Source organism: Stenotrophomonas sp. HITSZ_GD (genome assembly GCF_029543105.1).
Classification (GTDB): Bacteria; Pseudomonadota; Gammaproteobacteria; order Xanthomonadales; family Xanthomonadaceae; genus Stenotrophomonas_A.
Map to the genome: position 1 here is coordinate 164,413 of NZ_JARQXB010000005.1, position 18,257 is coordinate 182,669.

22 protein-coding genes and 2 pseudogenes are annotated in these 18,257 nt (G+C 70.0%); 14 read left to right on the forward strand and 10 right to left on the reverse strand.

Going from position 1 to position 18,257, the window contains the following annotated elements:
* Nucleotides 1–42: 42 nt before the first annotated feature.
* Nucleotides 43–854 (forward strand): annotated as a pseudogene (locus P6166_RS07420) (class III extradiol ring-cleavage dioxygenase).
* A 1-nt stretch (nt 855) separates the two neighbouring features.
* On the opposite strand, the gene P6166_RS07425 reads toward P6166_RS07420, so the two are convergent.
* The gene (locus P6166_RS07425) at nt 856–1,242 is read right to left on the reverse strand and encodes a YciI family protein (protein ID WP_277763833.1); all 387 of its coding nucleotides are present in this window, start codon (nt 1,240–1,242) and stop codon (nt 856–858) included.
* 163 nt (nt 1,243–1,405) lie between these two features.
* On the opposite strand from P6166_RS07425, the gene P6166_RS07430 reads away from it, so the two are divergent.
* The 3 genes from P6166_RS07430 (at nt 1,406) to P6166_RS07440 (ending at nt 4,833) form a co-directional block, all read left to right on the forward strand.
* On the forward strand, nt 1,406–3,040 hold the full coding sequence (locus P6166_RS07430; RefSeq protein ID WP_277763834.1) for a Na+/H+ antiporter: 1,635 nt from the start codon (nt 1,406–1,408) through the stop codon (nt 3,038–3,040).
* A 99-nt stretch (nt 3,041–3,139) separates the two neighbouring features.
* A complete protein-coding gene (locus P6166_RS07435) occupies nt 3,140–4,075 on the forward strand; it encodes an ABC transporter ATP-binding protein (RefSeq protein ID WP_277763835.1) in 936 nt (311 codons plus the stop codon).
* The gene (locus tag P6166_RS07440; protein WP_277763836.1) at nt 4,072–4,833 is read left to right on the forward strand and encodes an ABC transporter permease; all 762 of its coding nucleotides are present in this window, start codon (nt 4,072–4,074) and stop codon (nt 4,831–4,833) included. Before P6166_RS07435 ends, P6166_RS07440 begins: the two co-directional genes overlap by 4 nt.
* Before the next feature lie 159 nt (nt 4,834–4,992).
* Here the strand turns inward: P6166_RS07440 and P6166_RS07445 are convergent, their stop codons facing one another.
* Nucleotides 4,993–5,247, reverse strand: coding sequence for a DUF3297 family protein (locus P6166_RS07445; RefSeq protein ID WP_277763837.1), 255 nt, complete (start codon nt 5,245–5,247; stop codon nt 4,993–4,995).
* 123 nt (nt 5,248–5,370) lie between these two features.
* Here P6166_RS07445 and P6166_RS07450 point away from each other — a divergent pair, with 123 nt between their 5' ends.
* Nucleotides 5,371–5,916 carry a hypothetical protein gene (locus tag P6166_RS07450; protein ID WP_277763838.1) on the forward strand — a complete coding sequence of 182 codons (546 nt, stop codon included), beginning with the start codon at nt 5,371–5,373 and terminating at the stop codon, nt 5,914–5,916.
* A gap of 55 nt (nt 5,917–5,971) precedes the next feature.
* Here the strand turns inward: P6166_RS07450 and P6166_RS07455 are convergent, their stop codons facing one another.
* The gene (locus P6166_RS07455) at nt 5,972–6,265 is read right to left on the reverse strand and encodes a DUF4031 domain-containing protein (protein ID WP_277763839.1); all 294 of its coding nucleotides are present in this window, start codon (nt 6,263–6,265) and stop codon (nt 5,972–5,974) included.
* Between the two features lie 65 nt (nt 6,266–6,330).
* A pseudogene (locus tag P6166_RS07460) lies at nt 6,331–6,756 on the reverse strand (hypothetical protein); the annotation flags it as partial.
* Between the two features lie 121 nt (nt 6,757–6,877).
* Between P6166_RS07460 and P6166_RS07465 the strand changes: the two are divergent.
* Nucleotides 6,878–7,264: a BlaI/MecI/CopY family transcriptional regulator gene (locus P6166_RS07465; protein ID WP_277763840.1), complete on the forward strand. Its 387-nt coding sequence runs from the start codon at nt 6,878–6,880 to the stop codon at nt 7,262–7,264.
* A 1-nt stretch (nt 7,265) separates the two neighbouring features.
* Complete coding sequence (locus P6166_RS07470) at nt 7,266–9,347, forward strand: M56 family metallopeptidase (protein WP_277763841.1); 2,082 nt, start codon at nt 7,266–7,268, stop codon at nt 9,345–9,347.
* A 13-nt stretch (nt 9,348–9,360) separates the two neighbouring features.
* Here the strand turns inward: P6166_RS07470 and motB are convergent, their stop codons facing one another.
* The 4 genes from motB to msrB all read right to left on the reverse strand — a co-directional run bounded on the left by motB (nt 9,361) and on the right by msrB (nt 12,325).
* The gene (gene motB, locus P6166_RS07475; protein WP_277763842.1) at nt 9,361–10,377 is read right to left on the reverse strand and encodes a flagellar motor protein MotB; all 1,017 of its coding nucleotides are present in this window, start codon (nt 10,375–10,377) and stop codon (nt 9,361–9,363) included.
* A gap of 12 nt (nt 10,378–10,389) precedes the next feature.
* Nucleotides 10,390–11,244, reverse strand: coding sequence for a flagellar motor stator protein MotA (gene motA, locus P6166_RS07480; RefSeq protein ID WP_277763843.1), 855 nt, complete (start codon nt 11,242–11,244; stop codon nt 10,390–10,392).
* Nucleotides 11,245–11,343: 99 nt separating this feature from the next.
* Nucleotides 11,344–11,784 (reverse strand): MliC family protein, encoded by a 441-nt coding sequence (locus P6166_RS07485; RefSeq protein WP_277763844.1) that lies wholly within the window; start codon nt 11,782–11,784, stop codon nt 11,344–11,346.
* Nucleotides 11,785–11,860: 76 nt separating this feature from the next.
* Entirely contained in the window at nt 11,861–12,325 is a 465-nt protein-coding gene (gene msrB, locus P6166_RS07490; RefSeq protein WP_277763845.1) for a peptide-methionine (R)-S-oxide reductase MsrB, read from the reverse strand.
* A gap of 82 nt (nt 12,326–12,407) precedes the next feature.
* Between msrB and P6166_RS07495 the strand changes: the two genes are divergently transcribed.
* From P6166_RS07495 to P6166_RS07505, 3 genes are read left to right on the forward strand one after another with little or no spacing between them, the layout of a single operon-like run.
* Nucleotides 12,408–12,797 carry a DUF3224 domain-containing protein gene (locus P6166_RS07495; RefSeq protein ID WP_277763846.1) on the forward strand — a complete coding sequence of 130 codons (390 nt, stop codon included), beginning with the start codon at nt 12,408–12,410 and terminating at the stop codon, nt 12,795–12,797.
* A 25-nt stretch (nt 12,798–12,822) separates the two neighbouring features.
* The gene (locus P6166_RS07500) at nt 12,823–13,254 is read left to right on the forward strand and encodes a classical arabinogalactan protein 4 (protein ID WP_277763847.1); all 432 of its coding nucleotides are present in this window, start codon (nt 12,823–12,825) and stop codon (nt 13,252–13,254) included.
* A 19-nt stretch (nt 13,255–13,273) separates the two neighbouring features.
* On the forward strand, nt 13,274–13,615 hold the full coding sequence (locus P6166_RS07505) for a hypothetical protein (protein ID WP_277763848.1): 342 nt from the start codon (nt 13,274–13,276) through the stop codon (nt 13,613–13,615).
* A 69-nt stretch (nt 13,616–13,684) separates the two neighbouring features.
* On the opposite strand, the gene P6166_RS07510 is transcribed toward P6166_RS07505, so the two are convergent.
* Nucleotides 13,685–14,164 (reverse strand): AsnC family transcriptional regulator, encoded by a 480-nt coding sequence (locus P6166_RS07510; RefSeq protein WP_130317360.1) that lies wholly within the window; start codon nt 14,162–14,164, stop codon nt 13,685–13,687.
* Nucleotides 14,165–14,312: 148 nt separating this feature from the next.
* Between P6166_RS07510 and P6166_RS07515 the strand changes: the two genes are divergently transcribed.
* Together P6166_RS07515 and alr are read left to right on the forward strand one after the other, a co-directional pair.
* On the forward strand, nt 14,313–15,620 hold the full coding sequence (locus P6166_RS07515; protein ID WP_277763849.1) for a D-amino acid dehydrogenase: 1,308 nt from the start codon (nt 14,313–14,315) through the stop codon (nt 15,618–15,620).
* Complete coding sequence (gene alr, locus P6166_RS07520) at nt 15,599–16,678, forward strand: alanine racemase (RefSeq protein ID WP_277763850.1); 1,080 nt, start codon at nt 15,599–15,601, stop codon at nt 16,676–16,678. The genes P6166_RS07515 and alr overlap by 22 nt, the downstream gene beginning before the upstream one ends.
* A gap of 48 nt (nt 16,679–16,726) precedes the next feature.
* Here the strand turns inward: alr and P6166_RS07525 are convergent, their stop codons facing one another.
* The gene (locus P6166_RS07525; protein WP_277763851.1) at nt 16,727–17,296 is read right to left on the reverse strand and encodes a DUF3016 domain-containing protein; all 570 of its coding nucleotides are present in this window, start codon (nt 17,294–17,296) and stop codon (nt 16,727–16,729) included.
* Between the two features lie 193 nt (nt 17,297–17,489).
* Between P6166_RS07525 and P6166_RS07530 the strand changes: the two genes are divergently transcribed.
* Together P6166_RS07530 and P6166_RS07535 are read left to right on the forward strand one after the other, a co-directional pair.
* Complete coding sequence (locus P6166_RS07530; protein WP_277763852.1) at nt 17,490–17,936, forward strand: hypothetical protein; 447 nt, start codon at nt 17,490–17,492, stop codon at nt 17,934–17,936.
* Between the two features lie 18 nt (nt 17,937–17,954).
* Entirely contained in the window at nt 17,955–18,197 is a 243-nt protein-coding gene (locus P6166_RS07535; protein ID WP_277763853.1) for a hypothetical protein, read from the forward strand.
* The last annotated feature ends 60 nt before the right edge of the window (nt 18,198–18,257 follow it).

Below are 18,257 nucleotides of genomic sequence, written 5' to 3' on the forward strand. Positions count from 1 at the left end.
TGGGCGTAGCGCTAGCCTATCCGCCTCAGTTGGGAGAACACCATGGCTACGTTGCCTTCGCTCTATGTTTCGCATGGTTCGCCGATGACCGCCCTCGCGCCCGGCAGGTCGGGCCGCGCCTGGCGGAGATCGGCCAAGCGCTGCCGCGGCCGCGCGCGATCGTCGTGGCGACGGCGCATTGGCTGGCGACGCGGCCGATGGTGGGCGCGGCGGCCAAGCCGGAAACGGTCCACGACTTCGGCGGCTTCCCGCCGGAGCTCTACACGCTGCAATACCCGGCCGCGGGCGACCCCGCGCTGGCGGCGGACATCCAGCAACTGCTGGACGACGCGGGCCTGCCGACGCTGCAGGATCCCACGCGTGGCCTCGACCACGGCGTCTGGGTGCCGCTGCGCTTCCTGTATCCGCAGGCCGATATCCCGGTCGTGCCGATCTCGATCCAGCCGCGGCTGGGCCCGGCGCACGCCTTCGCGGTCGGCCGCGCGCTCGCGCCGCTGCGCGCACGCGGGGTGCTGGTGATCGGCTCGGGCAGCATCACCCACAACCTGCACGACTTCCGGGGCGGTTATGGCGAAGGACGCGAGGCGCCCTACGTGAAGCCCTTCATCGAATGGACCGAGTCGCGCCTGCGCGCCAGCGACATCCCGGCGCTGCTCGACTATCGGCGCCAGGCGCCCTATGCCGAGCGCGCCCATCCCACCGACGAGCACCTGCTGCCGCTGTTCGTGGCGGCCGGCGCGGCCGGTGGCGAGGCGCTCGGCGCGCAGCGCATCGATGCCGGCATCGACATGGGTTTCCTGGCGATGGACATCTACCGCTTCGACGGCGCCGACGCGCAGCGGCAAGCCGCCTGAGTCAGGGCGCGGGCGGCGCGCCGACGTGGCGCCGCACCGCGTCCATGTCGCGGATCGGCCGCACTTCCACGCAGCCGGTGCTCGCCCAGGGGAAGTGGCGCGCGATCTCGACCGCTTCTTCCAGGCTGTCGGCCTCGATCAGGTTGAAGCCGCCCAGCATCTCGCGCGTTTCGGCGAACGGACCATCGGACACGCTCAGCCGTCCGTCGCGAATGCGCACGCTGCGCGCCTGTTCGGGCGCTTCGAGCTGCTGGGATTGCAGCAGCTGGCCCTTGGACTTCATCTCGTCCGCACCGGCGAAGCAGTGGCGCATCATGCGGTCCGCCTCGCCCTCCGGTAATGCCTCCAGCAACGAGGCATCGGTGTAGATCAACAGCAGGTACTGCATGGGCCGCTCTCCCTGGGTGACAGGCGCGAGTGTAGCGGCGACGTGCGCCCGGCGGTTTTCCCGGCGCCGCCTCGCGGGTTAAGGTTCGGGGATGGGTGGCGTTGCCGCGTCGCCTGGTTTCCCTGCCGCCGTGCGCCGGTGGCGCTCTCCCCCTGGATCCGTCATGCATTCGATCGACGTCGTCCTGGCGATGCTGCTGGCCGTGGCCGCCAGCGGCTACCTGGTACGCCTGCTGCCCTTCTCGCTGCCGTTGCCGCTGGTGCAGATCGCACTGGGCGCGGTGATTTCCGGCGTGTTCGACCGCGGGCACGAACTGGAGCCGGAGCTGTTCTTCCTGCTGTTCCTGCCGCCGCTGCTGTTCCTCGATGGCTGGCGCATTCCCAAGCAGGGCCTGTTCCGCGACAAGGGCGTGATCCTGGAGCTGGCGCTGGGACTGGTGGTGTTCACCGTGGTCGGCGCGGGCCTGCTGATCCACTGGATGATCCCGGCCATGCCGCTGGCGGTGGCCTTCGCGCTGGCGGCGGTGATCTCGCCCACCGACCCGGTCGCGCTGTCGTCCATCGCCGCCAAGGTGCCCATTCCCAAGCGGCTGATGCACATCCTGGAGGGCGAGTCGCTGCTCAACGATGCGTCGGGCCTGGTGTGCTTCCAGTTCGCCGTCGCCGCGGTGATGACCGGCGCCTTCTCGGTGGCCTCGGCCTCGGCCACCTTCCTGTGGGTAGCCTTGGCGGGCGTGGCCTGCGGGGTGCTGGCCACCGTCGCGCTGAGCCGGGCGCAGAGCTGGATCTGGCGCCACTTCGGCGAGGAGCCGGGCTCGGCCATCCTGGTCAACCTGCTCACGCCGTTCGCCGCCTACCTGGCGGCCGAGGCGATCCAGGCCTCGGGCATCCTGGCGGCGGTCGCGGCGGGCATCACCATGAGCTACGTGGAGCTGCGCGGCAACGCGCCCGGCGCACTGCGCGTGCAGCGCGGCGCGGTGTGGGACACCGTGCAGTTCACACTCAACGGCATCGTGTTCGTGCTGCTCGGCGAACAGCTGCCGGGCATCCTCGACGGCGCGGTGCACAGCGTGCGCGAGGCCGGCCACGTCAACCCGTGGTGGCTGGTGGGCTACGTGCTGGCCATCAATGCCACGCTCGCGCTGCTGCGCCTGGTATGGGTGTGGGTCTCGCTGCGCTGGAGCCTGTTCACCGCGCACCGTCGCGGCGAGACGCGCGCCAGCCCGCCGTGGCGCATCGTGGTGGCCACCTCGCTGGCCGGCGTGCGCGGGGCCATCACCCTGGCCGGCGTGCTGACCATCCCGTTGCTGCTGCCCGACGGCACGCCTTTCCCGGTGCGCCAGCTGGCCATCTTCCTGGCCGCGGCGGTGATCCTGGTCTCGCTGCTGGTCGCCAGCCTGGTGTTGCCGCGCCTGCTCAAGGGGCTGGAGCTGCCGGAGGAATCCAGCGAGGAGCAGCAGGAGGACCTGGCGCGCGTGGCGTCGGCCAAGGCCGCGCTGGAAGCGGTGGAGCAGCTGCGCCGCAAGCTCGTGGCCGACGAGGCCCATGCCGAGCAGTACAACCGGGCGGCCGAGCGGGTCAGCCAGCTGTACCAGCGCAAGCTGGGCGAGAACGACCTGGCCGACACCGATCCGGAGCAGGCCAAGGCCTACGAGCAGGCCCTGCGGCGGCTGCGCAGCGCCGGGCTCACCGCCGAGCGCAACGCGTTGTTCAAGCTGGCGCGGCGCGGCGAAATTTCCGACGAACTCTCGCGCCGGCTGGTGCGCAACCTGGACCTGATCGAATCGCGCCAGCGCTAGGCGCGCGCCGGCGTGGGACGGATTCTCCCGCCGGCGGGCCTTCTAACCCGCCGGCGCTGGCACTACGCTGTGCGCCCATTGCCCCATTCCGGATGCTTCGTGGATCCCATCGTTTCCATCCAGGGACTCAACAAGACCTATGCCGGCGGCTTCCAGGCCCTGCGCGGCATCGACCTGGAGATCCGCCGCGGCGAGATCTTCGCCCTGCTCGGCCCCAACGGCGCCGGCAAGACCACGCTGATCAGCATCGTGTGCGGGCTGGTCAACCCGAGCGCCGGGCATGTGCGGGTGGACGGGCACGACATCGTCTCCGACTACCGCGCCGCGCGGGCGTTGATCGGCCTGGTACCGCAGGAACTGTCCACCGACGCGTTCGAAAGCGTGTGGGCGACGCTGCGCTTCAGCCGCGGGCTGTTCGGCAAGGCGCCGGACGACACGCTGCTGGAGCGCGTGCTGCGCGACCTCTCGCTGTGGGACAAGCGCCACAACAAGATCTCCACGCTCTCCGGCGGCATGAAGCGCCGCGTGCTGATCGCCAAGGCGCTGGTGCACGAGCCCAAGGTGCTGTTCCTGGACGAGCCGACCGCCGGCGTGGACGTGGAGCTGCGCCACGACATGTGGCAGATGGTGCGGCGCCTGCGCGAGCAGGGCACCACGATCATCCTCACCACGCACTACATCGAGGAGGCCGAGGAGATGGCCGACCGCGTCGGCGTCATCACGCGCGGCGAACTGGTGCTGGTGGAAGACAAGCACACCCTGATGCGCAAGCTGGGCAAGAAGCAGCTCACGCTCACGCTGCAATCGCCGCTGGCGGCCATCCCGGCGGCGCTGGCCGGCCTGCCGCTGGAACTGGCCGGCGATGGCACCAGCCTGGTCTACACCTTCGATGCGCAGGCCGAGGACACCGGCATCGGCCCGCTGCTGCGCCGGCTCAACGAGCACGGCATCGACTTCAAGGACCTGCATTCCAGCGAGAGCTCGCTGGAGGACATCTTCGTCAGCCTGGTGCACGGCGCGGAGGGCCGCCCATGAACCTGTACGCGATCCGCGCGATCTACCGCTTCGAGATGGCGCGCACCTTCCGCACGCTGATGCAGTCCATCGCCTCGCCGGTACTGTCGACCTCGCTGTACTTCGTGGTGTTCGGCGCGGCCATCGGCTCGCGCATGGGCGCCATCGACGGCATCAGCTACGGCGCCTTCATCATCCCGGGCCTGGTCATGCTCTCGCTGCTGAGCGAGAGCATTTCCAACGCCTCGTTCGGCATCTACATGCCGCGCTGGTCGGGCACGATCTACGAGGTGCTGTCCGCGCCGGTGTCGTGGCTGGAAATCGTGGTGGGCTACGTGGGCGCGGCGGCGACCAAGTCGGTGATGCTGGGCCTGTTGATTTTGGCCACGGCGCGCGTGTTCGTGCCCTACGAGATCGCCCATCCGCTGTGGATGCTGGGCTTCCTGGTGCTCACCGCGGTCACCTTCAGCCTGTTCGGCTTCATCATCGGCGTGTGGGCCGACGGCTTCGAGAAGCTGCAGGTGATCCCGCTGATGGTGATCACCCCGCTGACCTTCCTGGGCGGCAGCTTCTACTCGATCTCGATGCTGCCGCCGCTGTGGCAGAAGATCACCCTGTTCAACCCGGTGGTGTACCTGATCAGCGGCTTCCGCTGGGCCTTCTACGGCAAGGCGGACGTGCACATCGCGGTGAGCACGGGCATGACGCTGGTGTTCCTGGGCGTGTGCCTGCTGGTGGTGTGGCTGATCTTCCGCAGCGGGTATCGACTCAAGTCGTGACGTAGTCCGCTTGGCGGACTACGTCCCCAAGGTTTGCTGCGCAAACCTCGGGCCCCCACTCCCGCCTTGCCTATCCCCCGCAGCTGTCGCCGCGCCCCCCTTAACAGAAGGGGGGCTTTGCTCCAGAGGCTCTGCTTGGGGCTGGGGCGAGTGGGTGGCTTACTCTGCCTTGGCGTTGAGGTTCAGCCAGTACGGCTCGACCGTGCCCTTGACCTTCATCGTCATCGGGTTGCCGCGGCGGTCGCGCGACTTGCCGACCTGCACCTTGATCCAGCCTTCGCTCACCGAGTACTCCTCCACGTTGTCGCGCTCGATGCCGTTGAAGCGCACGCCGACGCCGCGCGCCAGCACGGCCTGGTCGTGGAACGGGCTGCGGGGATCGACGGCGAGATGGTCGGGCGGGGTATCGGACATGGCGCGAAACTCGGTGGAATGAGCGCGCTAGGATAGCCGGGATCGCCGGCGCGTTGGCCGGCGATTGCCCGCCGGCCGGGTTCGCGGGCAGACTTTCCCGATCTCCCCATCGCTCCTGCCGCCATGCCCGACAACAGCGCCGATTACGAAGACGACGAAGGCCTGATTTCCGATTTCGACGACGTCGACGGCCACGCCGCGCGGGTCTGGAACCTGCTGGTGCTGATCAATCCCGGCGACGAGGAAACCGCGCTGCGCCAGTTCGACGATTGGCGCCAGACCCTGGCCGAAGAGGCCGACGATCCGGAGAGCGAGCGCTGGTTCGAGGTGCTGGCCGAGTCGATCGACTGGACCTCCGGCTTCCACGTGGCGGCCGACGATGTGGAATCGCTGGTGACCGCGCTGGACGAGCTGGCCGCGCGCTGGAACCTGCGCATCGACTGGGGCGGCGACCTGGACGATGAGGATTTCGCCGACGCGGTGGACGTGCCGACCCTGCTCGGCGTGGCCTACGACGGCCTGCGCGAGCACGGTTATTCGCTGTGGACCTGGAACACCGGCGGCGATGGCCATGCCGGCTGGGTGGCGCTGAGCCGCGACGACGAGGCGATGCTGGCGCTGTGCTCGCTGCTGGGCGTGGAAATCCGCCCGGCCAGCGATCCGTTCTAGTCCGCGAGGCTGGAACGGTTCACGGGATTGGCTTGGCCAATCCCGTGCGGGCAGGTCACCCGGCGTTGTCCTGCTCGCCGCGCGCCTGCGCGCGGGCATTGGCGATCACCGCCTTGAGCAGTTCGCGGTCGGTATGCCGCGAGATCGGCCGTGCGCCCAGGGCGATGGCCTGCTCGCGCAACGGCGCGGGCACGTCGTAGTGCGCGCCACTGAGCTTGTTCTGGAAGGCGCGGCGGGGAATGCCCAGCCGCGCGGCCATCGCGTGCAGTTCCGGCAGCGTGTCGGCCATCAGGTGCGCCCAGCGCTGGTCGCGCCATAGCTGGACGGCATCGTCGATGTAGACCGCCACCGGAGCGCTCAGGCGTCCTTGGGCGCCGGCGCGGCGTCGTCGCCGTCGTCGTCGGTGGCCGCCGGGGCGTCGGCGTCGGATTCCTCGCCTTCGTCCTCGGCCGCGCCGGTGTCCTCGAACTCGGAAACCAGCATCGCCAGGTAGTCCTCGGCGGACTTGCCCTCGTCGGCGGCCAGGTCGTCGATCATCTGCTGCAACTGCTCGGAGTACTGCACGCTGACGGTCTTGCCTTCCTTCTCCTGCAGGTTGGCCAGGTGCTTGAGCATCGCCAGCATCGGCACCGGGTTGTCGGCGTTGCCCATGGTCTGGCCGCCGATGGACAGCAGCCATTCGCCGCCTTCCTGCAGGCCGATCGCCGCCACCACGCGCTGCTCGTCGTCGATCATCACCGCATGGTTGACCACCTGCTGGTCGCGGTTGAGGCGCAGGAACGGGCGCTTGGGCTGGCGCTTCTTGCGCTGGTCGCGCTTGGCCTTGGAATTGCGGGACATCGGCGGGGCTCGGTTCGAATGGACCGCCATTCTACGGCGTGGGCGCGGACGCTCAGGCGCCTGCTTGACTACAGTTGTCGACAGGGGTAGCGTGTCTACAAACGTAGACAGGAGTCCCCGCATGTCTCGCAAGACCATTGGCGACCAGGAACTGGCGCTGCTGCAGTTCGTGGCCAGCGAAGGCGATGCCTCGGCCAGCGAGGTGGCCACCGCGTTCGGCGAACCGCGCGGGCTGGCGCGCTCCACCGTGCTGACCATGCTCGAACGCCTGCGCGGCAAGGGCTACCTGCGCCGTCGCCAGGCCGGCGGCGTCTACCGTTACGCGAGCGCCGCGCAACCGGAAGAAGTGGTGCGCTCGGCGGTGGGGCAGTTCGTGGAGAAGACCTTGCAGGGCTCGGTATCGCCTTTCGTGGCCTGGATGTCCGAGCGCCGCGATGTGAGCGACAACGAACTGGCCGAACTGGAGGCGCTGGTCGCCTCCTTGCAGTCGCGTCGACAGGAGCGCTGATATGGACATGCTCATCGCGCTGATGCAGACGGTGCTGGGGCGGCTGGCGTGGGCCACGCTGCAGTCGCTGCCGCTGGCCGCCGTGGTGTGGGCGTTGTGCCGCTGGGTGCCGCGCCTGGGCGCAAACGCGCGCTGCTGGCTGTGGTGGCTCGTCTCGCTGCAGCTGGTGCTCGGGCTGTGCTGGCCGAGCCCGCTTCGCCTGGCGCTGTTGCCTGCACCGCAAGCCGCTCCGGTGGTCACGCTGAGCCAGCCTGCGACGACCCCCGGCACGGCGGGTGCCACTGTCAGTGCCCGCGCCGCCGCGACGACGCAGGCCGCCGTGACGATCGACGCCGCGCCGACGACGCCGACGCCCGCGTCCACGCCCACACCCGTGACCGGCCGCGCCCCGGCCTGGATGGCGTGGGCGCTGTGGAGCGCCTGGCTCGCCGGGGTGCTGGCGATGGCGATGCGCAGCCTCGCCGACCTGCGCGCCACCCGCCAGCGCCTGCGTACCAGCGAGGCGCGCCTGCCGCCCGCGCTGGCCGCGCAGTACCGCGAACTCACCGCGCGCCTGCACCTGCGCCGCGCCCCCGCGCTTCGCCTCGGCGAAGGGCTGGATTCGCCGCAACTGGCGGGCGTGTGGTCGCCCGTGCTGCTGATGCCGGCACAGCTGCTGCCGCGCATGTCCCCGGCGGCCGTCGAGATGGCGCTGCACCACGAACTGGTGCACTGGCAGCGGCGCGACCTGTTCTGGGGCTGGATCCCGGCCCTGGCGCAGCACTTGTTCTTCTTCCATCCGGTCGCCCATCTGGCCGCCCGCGAATATGGGCTGGCCCGCGAGGCCGCCTGCGACGCGGCGGTGCTCACCGACGATCGCCACGCACCGCAGGACTACGGCCGGCTGCTGCTGCAGTTCGGCGTGGCGCCGCGCGCGGTGGCGGTGGTGGGTGCGGCGTCGCCGAGCTTTGTACTGCTCAAGAGGAGACTCACCATGCTGCAGTCCCGTTCCGCTCCCTGGCGCGCAGGCGCCTTCGTGCTGGTCGCCGCGATCGCCGCGACCGGCGTGCTGCCGTATCGCGTGGTCGCCGCCGCGCCGGATGACCTGGACCCGGCGCACCGCGCCAACCTGGCCGGCGCCGCCGCGCCGGCGGCCAAGCCGGTCGCCAAACCCGTGGCCGCCGCGTTGCCCGCGCCTGCCGCCAAGCCGGCATCGCAGCCGGTGGTCAAGCCGGTCGCCGCGGCGCAGCCGCAGCCGGTGGTCGTGGCGGCGCCGGTGGTGAGCAGCGTGGCGGTGACCACGCCGCGCGTGGTCGTCGCCGGCACGCCGGGGATCGGCGACGTGCTGCCGCCGCCGCCGGCACCTCCGATGCCGCCGAGCCCGGTGGCCCCGGTGCCGCCCGCGCCGCCGGCACCCGCCGTCCAAGCGGTCCCGCCCGCGCCGCCCGCACCGCCGGCGTCCCCGGCGCCCGCGCCGATGCGCGGCACCTTCACCTTCGTAGACAACGACGATGCGCGCAACGCGTGGGTGTTGATGGAAGGCAACCACGTACACGCCTTCGGCACGCCGGACGACCTGCGGGCGGCGCGCTCGCAGCAGAAGAACGGCGAGGCCTTGTGGTGGGTGCGCGAGGGCAAGCAGCGCTACGTGGTGCGCGATGCCGCCACCTTGGCGCGGCTGCGCGATGCCTACGCGCCGCTGGCCGCACTCAGCGCACAGCAGAGCGCGTTGGGCGAGAAGCAGGGTGAACTGGGCCGTGCGCAGGGCGAACTCGGTGCCCGCCAGGGTGAGCTGGGTGTCAAGCAGGGCGAGATCGCCACACGCATCTCGCGGCTGGCGCTGGAACAGCGCAACGCGGAGATGTCCGGCAAACCGCTTTCGCAGGCGCGCCAGCAGGCCGCCGAGCGCGAGCAGCACGAGCTTGCCCGGCAGATGCAGGCGCTGGCCGCGCAGCAGGCCGCGTTGGGCAGCCGCCAAGGCGCGCTCGGCACCCAGCAAAGCGAATTGGGCAAGCGCCAGCAAGCGGCGCTGGCGCAACTTCGCGCCGAGGGCGACCAGCTGGCGCGCGACGCGATCGCCAGCGGCAAGGCGCAGCGGCTGTAACGCCGCCGCGCGATCAGTGCTGTGCCGGTGCGGTGGCTTGCGTAGCCAACGCCGCGCCGGCAGGCGCGACGGGCGCGGCCGTGGCGGAAGGCGCATCGCCGGCCGCGGGCGCATCCGGCATGCGCGTATCGGCATCGGGCAGCACCGGGCCCACGGCCAGCGGCCGCGCGCCTTCGCCCAGCAAGGCTTCCTCCGCATCGTGGGTCATCACCACGATGCTGATGCGGCGATTGATCGGGTTGTCCGGCTGGGTCTTGTCGAATAGCACCGACGAGGCCAGGCCCACCACGCGGCTGACCTTGTCCTCGGCCATGCCGCCATCGACCAGCGCGCGCCGCGCCGCATTGGCGCGGTCCGCGCTCAACTCCCAGTTCCCGTAGCCGCGCGTGTTGCTGTAAGCGGTGATGTCGGTGTGGCCGGTGATGCTGATGTGGTTGGGCACCTGGTTGATGAACTGCGCCAGCTCGTGAAGGATCCCGCCGGTGTAGTCCTTCAGCCGCGCGCTGCCCATGTCGAACATCGGCCGGTTCTGCTTGTCCACGATCTGGATGCGCAACCCGTCGGGCGTGAGGTCCAGCAGCAGCTGGTCCTTGAACGGCTCCAGCGCCTGGCTCTTGCCGATGGCTTCCTTCAGCTCCTGCATCAGCGATTCGAGCTGCGCCTTCTCCTGCGCCTTGCGCTCTTCCTCGGTGGGCCCGGAAGCCTTCTTGTTGAACGGGTCCGGCCCCTGGCCCTTGGGAATTTCCATGGTGCCGCCGAGCTTGATCATCGAGGTGCTCGCGCCGCCGGGCCCGTTCATGCCGGGCGCCGGCGCGGGGCTCTTGCCCTGCAGGGGGCTCGGGTTGCGGAAGTATTCCGACACCGCTTCGCGTTGCTTGGTGGTGGTCGCGCCGACCAGCCACATCACCAGGAAGAAGGCCATCATCGCGGTGACGAAGTCGGCATAGGCGACCTTCCAGGCCCCCCCGTGGTGGCTGGCCGCCTGCACCTTCTTGACCCGCCGCATGACGACGGTGGATTTCTCCGCCATGGCCGCGCGTCCTTACTTGATGCTCTTGAGGTGGGCCTCGAACTCGGAGAAGCCCGGGCGCACGTTCGATGGCAGCGTCTTGCGGGCGAACTCCAGGGCGATCTTCGGGTTGTAGCCGCGCAAGCAGGCCAGCAGGGCGGTCTTGACCGACTCGTAGATGCGCGCGTCCTGTTCGGCACGCGCTTCCACCGCCGCGGCGATGGGCCCGATGAAGCCATAGGCCAGCAGGATGCCCAGGAACGTGCCGACCAGCGCGCCGGCCACGTGCGCGCCGACCTCGGCGATGTCGCCGCCGATGGCGCCCATGGTGATCACGATGCCCAGCACCGCCGCCACGATGCCGAAGCCGGGCAGGCCATCGGCCACCTTGGTCAGCGCGTGCGCCGGGGCCATCACTTCGTGGTGGTGCTTTTCCAGTTCCAGTTCCAGCAGCGGCTCGAGCTCGTGCGGTTCGATGTTGCTGCCGATCATCAGGCGCAGGCAGTCGGTGATGAAGTCGATCAGGTGGTGGTCGGCCAGCACCTTGGGGTAGTTGGCGAACAGGGCGCTCTCCTGCGGGCGCTCGACATGGTCTTCCAGCGCCATGAAGCCCTCGCGCCGCGCCTTGTTGAGCAGCTCGTAGATCAGGCTCAGCACGTCCAGGTAATCCTGGTTCTTGTACTTGGGCCCCTTGAACACCGCCGGCACCGCGGCCAGCGTGGCCTTGACGGTCTTGGCCGGGGTGCCGACCAGGAAGGCGCCCAGTGCCGCGCCACCGATGATCACCAGCTCGAACGGCTGCCAGAGCGCGGCCAGCTTGCCGTGCGCGCCGACGTAGCCGCCCAGCACGCTCAGGACGACGATGAGGAGACCTACGATGATGAGCATAGTGGCAGGGGGGAGGACGGATATCACAGTTTTCGGCCCCCCGGCCGATTTCTGAAGGTCGATCTGCCGCGCTGGCGGCGTGGCGGCGGCCGCGTTGTGTCAGCTGCCCGCGGGGGCGGCCTTCGTGCAGGCCTGCGCCTTGCCGCCGGCGAGGGTAAGTGTCGATTCCCCCTGGTGTTCCCAGAACTCGTTGCCGGCGGCATCGGCGTAGCGGGCGCCGGACGCCGACACGGCCGCGGGCAGGGTCAGCAGCTCGGGACCCACCTGCAGGCGAACCTCCTGGCGGCGGTTGTCGTAGTCGGCAGCCACCGGCTTGCCGTCACAGTTCCAGGCCACGGTGACGTGGCCGTTGTCGGCCGCAGGGGCGCTGGCGCCGCCGGCGTCGGTGCCGGCGGGCGGGGGCATGGTGTCGGCGCTCGGCGTGGCGGGGGACGCCGGGTCGGCGTCCGGTTGGCCGCAGCCGGCCAGGATCAACAGGGCCGCGCCGAGCGGCAGCAGGGCCGGAAGGACGGCGGGGATATCGGCGAGGCGGATGCGCATCGGCGTCTTCCGTGGGGGAAAGGTCGCCGAAGGCTAGCCGCGCACAGGGTGCGCGGCCGTGAAACGCGCGTCCCGGTCAGGCCGTGCCGGCTTCGGCGCCTTCGCGCCCCAGCGGGTTCGGCAGCGGCTGGCCCTGCTCGGTGAAGCCCAGCGAGACCGAGTTGAGGCAATGGCGCTGGCGGGTCGGCGGCGGGCCGTCCGGGAACACGTGGCCGAGGTGGCTGCCGCAGCGTGCACAGGTGATCTCGGTGCGGATCATGCCGTGGCTGGTGTCGCGGATCTCGCGGATGTGCGCCGGGTCGAACGGGGCGAAGAAGCTCGGCCAGCCGGTGCCCGAATCGAACTTCGCGCTGGAGCGGAACAGCGGCAGCCCGCACAGGCGGCAGGTGTAGACGCCCTCCAGCTTGTTGTCGAGGAACACGCCGCAGAACGGCGCCTCGGTACCGTGCTGGAGCAGCACGCGCTTTTCCTCGCCGGTGAGGCCGGCGATCAGGGCGTCGCGCTGCGCGGGGGAGGGAGGCGAGAGGTCGAAATCGCTCATGGCGGTGCGTTCCGTGGAGGCGGCGGGAGCGCCGGTTCGCCAGTGGTAATGTGGGCGCCCCGGTCGCGTTCAAGGAACCGCCATGCCGCATGCCACGGGCAGCTTCGAGGTGAAACTGCAGCCACAGCCCGCCCGCGAGGACGCCGGGCTGGGGCGGATGTCGCTGGACAAGGTCTTCCGCGGCGCGCTGGAGGCCACCTCGCGCGGCGAAATGCTCGCCGCGCGCACTGCGCAGGAAGGCTCGGCGGCGTATGTGGCCATCGAGACCGTGCAGGGCACGCTCGACGGCCGCGCGGGCGGCTTCGTGCTGGTGCATCGCGGGCTGCTGGACCGCGGGGCGCAAACCCAGGCCATCAGTGTAGTGCCCGATTCGGGAACCGGCGCGCTGGCCGGCCTGCGGGGCGAGATGAAGATCCGTATCGAAGGCGGCGCGCACTATTACGACTTCGATTACACCGTGCCGGCGAACTGAGCCGCCGGCCACGCAAGGAGACTGCATGCCGAACAAGAAGCCGCTGGTGGTTGCGATGTCGCTGGTGTGGCTGGCTGCGAGCCTGCCGGCCGCCGCGCAGGTGGTGGACCCGACGCAGACCCGCTCGACCACGCGCGTGGTGGTACCGCCGCCGCCCCCGCCGCCGCCGCGTCCAATCGACACGCCGCGGCCCACGCCGCCGCCGGGCATGCCCACGCGCCTGGACCAACGCGATACGCCCGCGCCGATCCAAGCGCCGGTGCAACGCGCGCCGCAACGCGACAACGACGACGACGGCGCGCGGCGTATCGGCGCGCAGCCGGCAAAGGTGTACGACCGCAATGGCCGGGAACTCTCCGGCATGGAACAGGCCGGGCCCAACCGCGTGCGCGATACACGTACGGGCAAGTACTACGACACCGTGCCCTCCGGCGACGGGCAACGCATCCGCCCCTGAGGCTGAACGCGACGGGGGCATGAACGGTTCAATCCGTTGTGGCGCAGTCAGCTCGATCAATGGCGGAATCACCGGCATTTCTCGCGTGATTAACTGCTTTGGGGCGACCTTGTACGCGTGCCGCAAAACATTGCGCGGCGCATCCCCAAACCAAATAGAGAGTGCCGTCATGGGTAACCAGAATCAGCAGAACCAGCGCGGTCAGCAGGGTCAGCAGGGTGGCATGCAGCAGGACCAGCAGGGCCGGCAGGGTCAGCAAGGTCAGCAGGGTCAGCAGCAGTGGGATCAGGACCAGCAGCGCAACAAGCAGGACCAGAAGCAGGACCAGCAGCGCAGCGGCCAGAAAGACCAGCAGCGCTGATTTCCATCGCTGACAAGACAGACGGCGCGCCTTGGGCGCGCCGTTTCTTTTGCGCGGTCCTGCGCGCGGTCAGTCCGGGATCGGCAGCGCCAGCGTCTCCTTGACCTCTTCCATCACGATGTAGCTCTTGGACTCGCGCACGTGCGGCAGCGTGAGCAGCGTGCTGCCCAGCAGCTTGCGGTAGGACGCCATCTCGTTGATGCGCGCCTTGATCAGGTAATCGAAATCGCCCGACACCAGGTGGCATTCCAGCACGTTGGGCAGCTTCAGCGCGGCGCGGCGGAATTCCTCGAAGATGTCGCCGGACTTGTAGGCCAGGCTGATCTCCACGAACACCAGCAGGCTCGCCTTGAGGTACTGCGGGTCCAGCCGCGCGTAGTAGCCGGTGATGGCGCCCTCGCGTTCGAGCCGGCGCACGCGCTCGGTGCAGGGCGTGGTCGAGAGGCCGACGCGCTCGCCCAGTTCGGTGAAGGAAATGCGTCCCTCCTGCTGGAGGATGCGCAGGATCTTGCGGTCGATCTTGTCGAGTTCGCGGCTGCGGCTGGCCATCGCGTTCGGTCCGGGGTGGTCTGTGTGGGGAATTCCACTGGATGCTTCCATCCAAACGGGATAATGCCCTAAGACTTCGCGAATACAATGTGGCGGATTGGCTGCCTGCCGCCCTCGTGGCAGGGAAAACGACCGGACAGAGGCGAACATGCGGGTACTCGTGCTGGGCAGTGGAGTGATCGGCACGACCAGTGCCTGGTACCTGGCGCAGGCCGGCTTCCAGGTCACCGTGGTCGACCGCCAGCCGGCGCCGGCGCTGGAAACCAGCTACGCCAACGCCGGGCAGCTGTCCTTTGGCTACACCTCGCCGTGGGCCGCGCCGGGCGTGCCGCTCAAGGCGGTGAAGTGGCTGTTCGAACAGCACGCCCCGCTGTCCATCCGCCCGACCCTGGACCTGCAGCAGTACGCCTGGTTGGCGCGGATGCTGCACAACTGCACCGCCGAGCGCTACGCGGTCAACAAGGCGCGCATGGTGCGCATGTCCGAGTACAGCCGCGACTGCCTCGACGCGCTGATGGCCGAGACCGGCATCCAGTTCGAAGGCCGCCGCCTCGGCACCACCCAGCTGTTCCGCACGCAGGCGCAGCTGGATGCGGCCGCGCAGGACATCGCGGTGCTGGCCGAGTACGGCGTGCCTTACGAGGTGCTCGACGCGCGCGGCATCGTGGCCGTCGAGCCCGGCCTGGCCAACGCCGGCGTGGACCTGGTGGGCGCGCTGCGCCTGCCCAACGACCAGACCGGCGACTGCCGCCTGTTCACCCAGCGCCTGGCGAAGATGGCCGCCGAGGCGGGCGTGGAATTCCGCTTCGAGCAGAACATCGAGCGCCTGGTCGGCAGCGGCGGGCGCATCGAGGGCGTGGTGATCGACGGCCGCCTGGAGAAGGCGGATCGCTACGTGCTGGCGCTGGGCAGCTATTCGCCGCTGCTGGCGCACCCCCTGGGCCTGAACCTGCCGGTCTACCCGCTCAAGGGCTTCTCGCTGACCCTGCCGATCGTCGATGCCGCCCGCGCGCCGACGTCCACCATCCTCGACGAAAGCTACAAGATCGCCATCACCCGCTTCGACGACCGCATCCGCATCGGCGGCATGGCCGAGGTGGCGGGCTACGACCTGTCGCTGAACCCCAAGCGCCGCGCCACGCTGGAAATGGTGGTGCGCGACCTGTACCCGGGGGGCGGTGACCTGGCCCGCGGCGAATTCTGGACCGGGCTGCGGCCGGCCACGCCGGACGGCACGCCGGTGATCGGCGCCACGCCGTATTCGAACCTTTTCCTCAACACCGGGCACGGCACGCTCGGCTGGACGATGGCTTGCGGCTCGGGCCGCTACCTTGCCGACCTGATGAGCGGCCGCGCGCCGCAGATCAGCCGCGAAGGGCTGGACATCTTCCGCTACCGCCAGCACGCCGCGCCCCGCACCACCGGAGCTGCCGCGTGCGCCCAGCCCACGCCCTGATCGACCTCGGCGCATTGCGCCACAACTATCGCCTCGCCCGCCGGGTCGCCGGCGGCAAGGCCCTGGCCGTGGTCAAGGCCGACGCCTACGGCCACGGCGCGGTGCGCTGCGCGCAGGCGCTGGAACCGGAGGCCGACGGCTTCGCGGTGGCGTGCATCGAGGAGGCGCTGGAACTGCGCCAGGCCGGCATCCGCGCGCCGATCCTCCTGCTGGAAGGCTTCTTCGACAGCGAAGAACTGGCGCTGGTCGCCGAGCATGACCTGTGGACCGTGGTCGCCACGCCGTGGCAGGTGCAGGCACTGGCCGCCTTCAATAGCCCGCGGCCGCTGCGCATCTGGTTGAAGATGGACAGCGGCATGCATCGCCTGGGTTTGTCGCCGGAGGATTTCCGCGCCGCCTGGCTGCGCCTGCACGGCCTGCCGCAGGTCGCCTCGATCGTGCTGATGACCCACCTGGCGCGCGCCGACGAGCTGGACAGCAGCCGCACCGACGAACAGGCGGTGGCCTTCGCCCTCGCCAGCCGCGGCATGCAGGCCGAGACGAGCCTGTGCAATTCGCCCGGCCTGCTCGGTTGGCCGGCCTTGCGTGGCGACTGGGCGCGCCCCGGCCTGATGTTGTACGGCGCCAACCCGTTCCCGACCCACAACGACTTCACCACGCAGCTGCGGCCGGTGATGTCGCTGCGCTCGAAGATCATCTCCGTGCGCGAGCTGGGTCCGCACGAGCCGGTGGGCTACGGCGCGCGCTTCGTCACCGAGCGCGCCGTCACCCGGGTGGGCGTGGTCGCCATGGGCTACGCGGACGGCTACCCGCAGTTCGCGCCGAACGGCACGCCGGTGTGGGTGGACGGCCGCGCATGCGCGCTGGCCGGCCGCGTGTCGATGGACATGCTTACCGTCGACCTCACCGACCACCCCACGGCCGATGTCGGCAGCCCGGTGCAGTTGTGGGGCGATGCGCCGGATGCCTCCACGCTGGCCGCGCAGTGCGGGGTGAGCGCCTACCAGATGCTGTGCGGCGTGAAGCGCGTGCCGCGCCGGTACCTCGACGCGACCTGAGGTCGACGCGGCCCGCGGCCGGGCGTTCCGGCCCGCGGGCGCAGGGCATCAGCGGCCGGCGGTCGCCTTGCCGTCGAATTCCTTGCGGGTCCAGTCGTCGATCATGCGCTTTTCATAGCGCAACTGGTCGCTGTCGGTGATGTTGATGTTGTTGGTGAGGAAGCCGGCGTCGATCAGGCGCTTCTCGCCCTGCGACACCACCTGGCCATTGGCATCGGTCCACACGTAGTTGAAGCGGATGCGCGGCGGGTAGATGTCCTTCACCACGCGGATGTCCTGCCCGCGCGGGCCGTGCCACGGCTCGTATTCGCCGGCGCGCTTGATGTCGGTGATGGTGATGTCCAGCTTGTCGCCCGGCGGCAACTGCTTGGCCGCCGAGGTGCGGAAATAGGTGGCCAGCGTGGTCACCCAGTCGCCCTGCTGGGCCTGGAAACGGTTGCCGCTGGAGCGAATCTCGGTGAACTGGTTCGGATCGGTCCATTGCACCGAGACCGGCCCGTCGGCCGGCAGTGCGCGGGGCGCGTTGGGGTCGGTGACGTTGCGCACGCGCGCCTCGGCGGCCGACAGGCCGAGCAGGCAGGTGAGCAGCAGGACAGCGCAGGTGAGTGAACGCTTCATGGCGGCGCGCTCTTGGCAGTGGGTGCGTGGGCCGAGTGTGCGCCCACCGCCGGGCGCCAGCAACGTTCGAAAGCCGCTGGCCTGCGAGGGTTTGTGCGCGGTTCATGCGTGACGCGCGGTTCACCACGCTTCGGCACGCGCTTCACGCCAAGGCCGGCAGACTCGCCTTCCATCCCCCCACCTCTCCGGCCAGATGAAGCCCTTCCAGCCGCCTCCCCACGACCTGCGACTGCAGTTCATCGACTGGGCCAAGCAGCACGGCCACAGCCCCCAGACCGGGGCGGCCCCGTTCGTGGACCTGCAGAGCGATTTCGACTTGGCCGGCGGCCCGGCCGACGACGGCGTGCGCGAGCGCGTGCGCCAGGACCTGGCCGCACTGGGCGATGAAACCGACGTGGCGGTGCAGTTCCCCCCGGTCTACGCCTGCACCAACGCCCGCGGCGAGCAGTACCGCTATTCGCTGATGCTGGTGATCGCCGAGGACAGCGTGGAGTGGACCGGGCGGGTATGGCGCGGCCTGGACTACCAGGGCGTGCTGACCGGGCGCGGTTCGGGCCCGCGCAGCAACTACACCCACCTGGCGCGGATGGCCATCGAGCGCGAGCTCGAGCAGCCGCAGCCGCATTACACCCGGGGTTGATCCGTGCACGAGCCGATCATGCCGATCCCGGTGCGTTCCCAGGCCTGCTGGCAGCAGTGCGAGCAGCTGGGCGTGACCCGCGTGCGCGTGCTGCTGGCGCGGGAGGACCTGGCCGAGCCGTTCCCGGGCTGGCGCAACGATGCGCGCGACTGGCTGGACGCGCGCCTGGCGCGCCAGGGCGTCTACGCCTATCGCGGTGTGCTGGGTGCGATCGTGGCGCTGGGCGCGCTGATCACGGGGATGGCCTGGTGGGGTTGGTGAAGGCGCGCGTCCTTGCGCGCTTGACGCGCCTAGTGCGGGTTTTTCACTCTATGCCGGCGC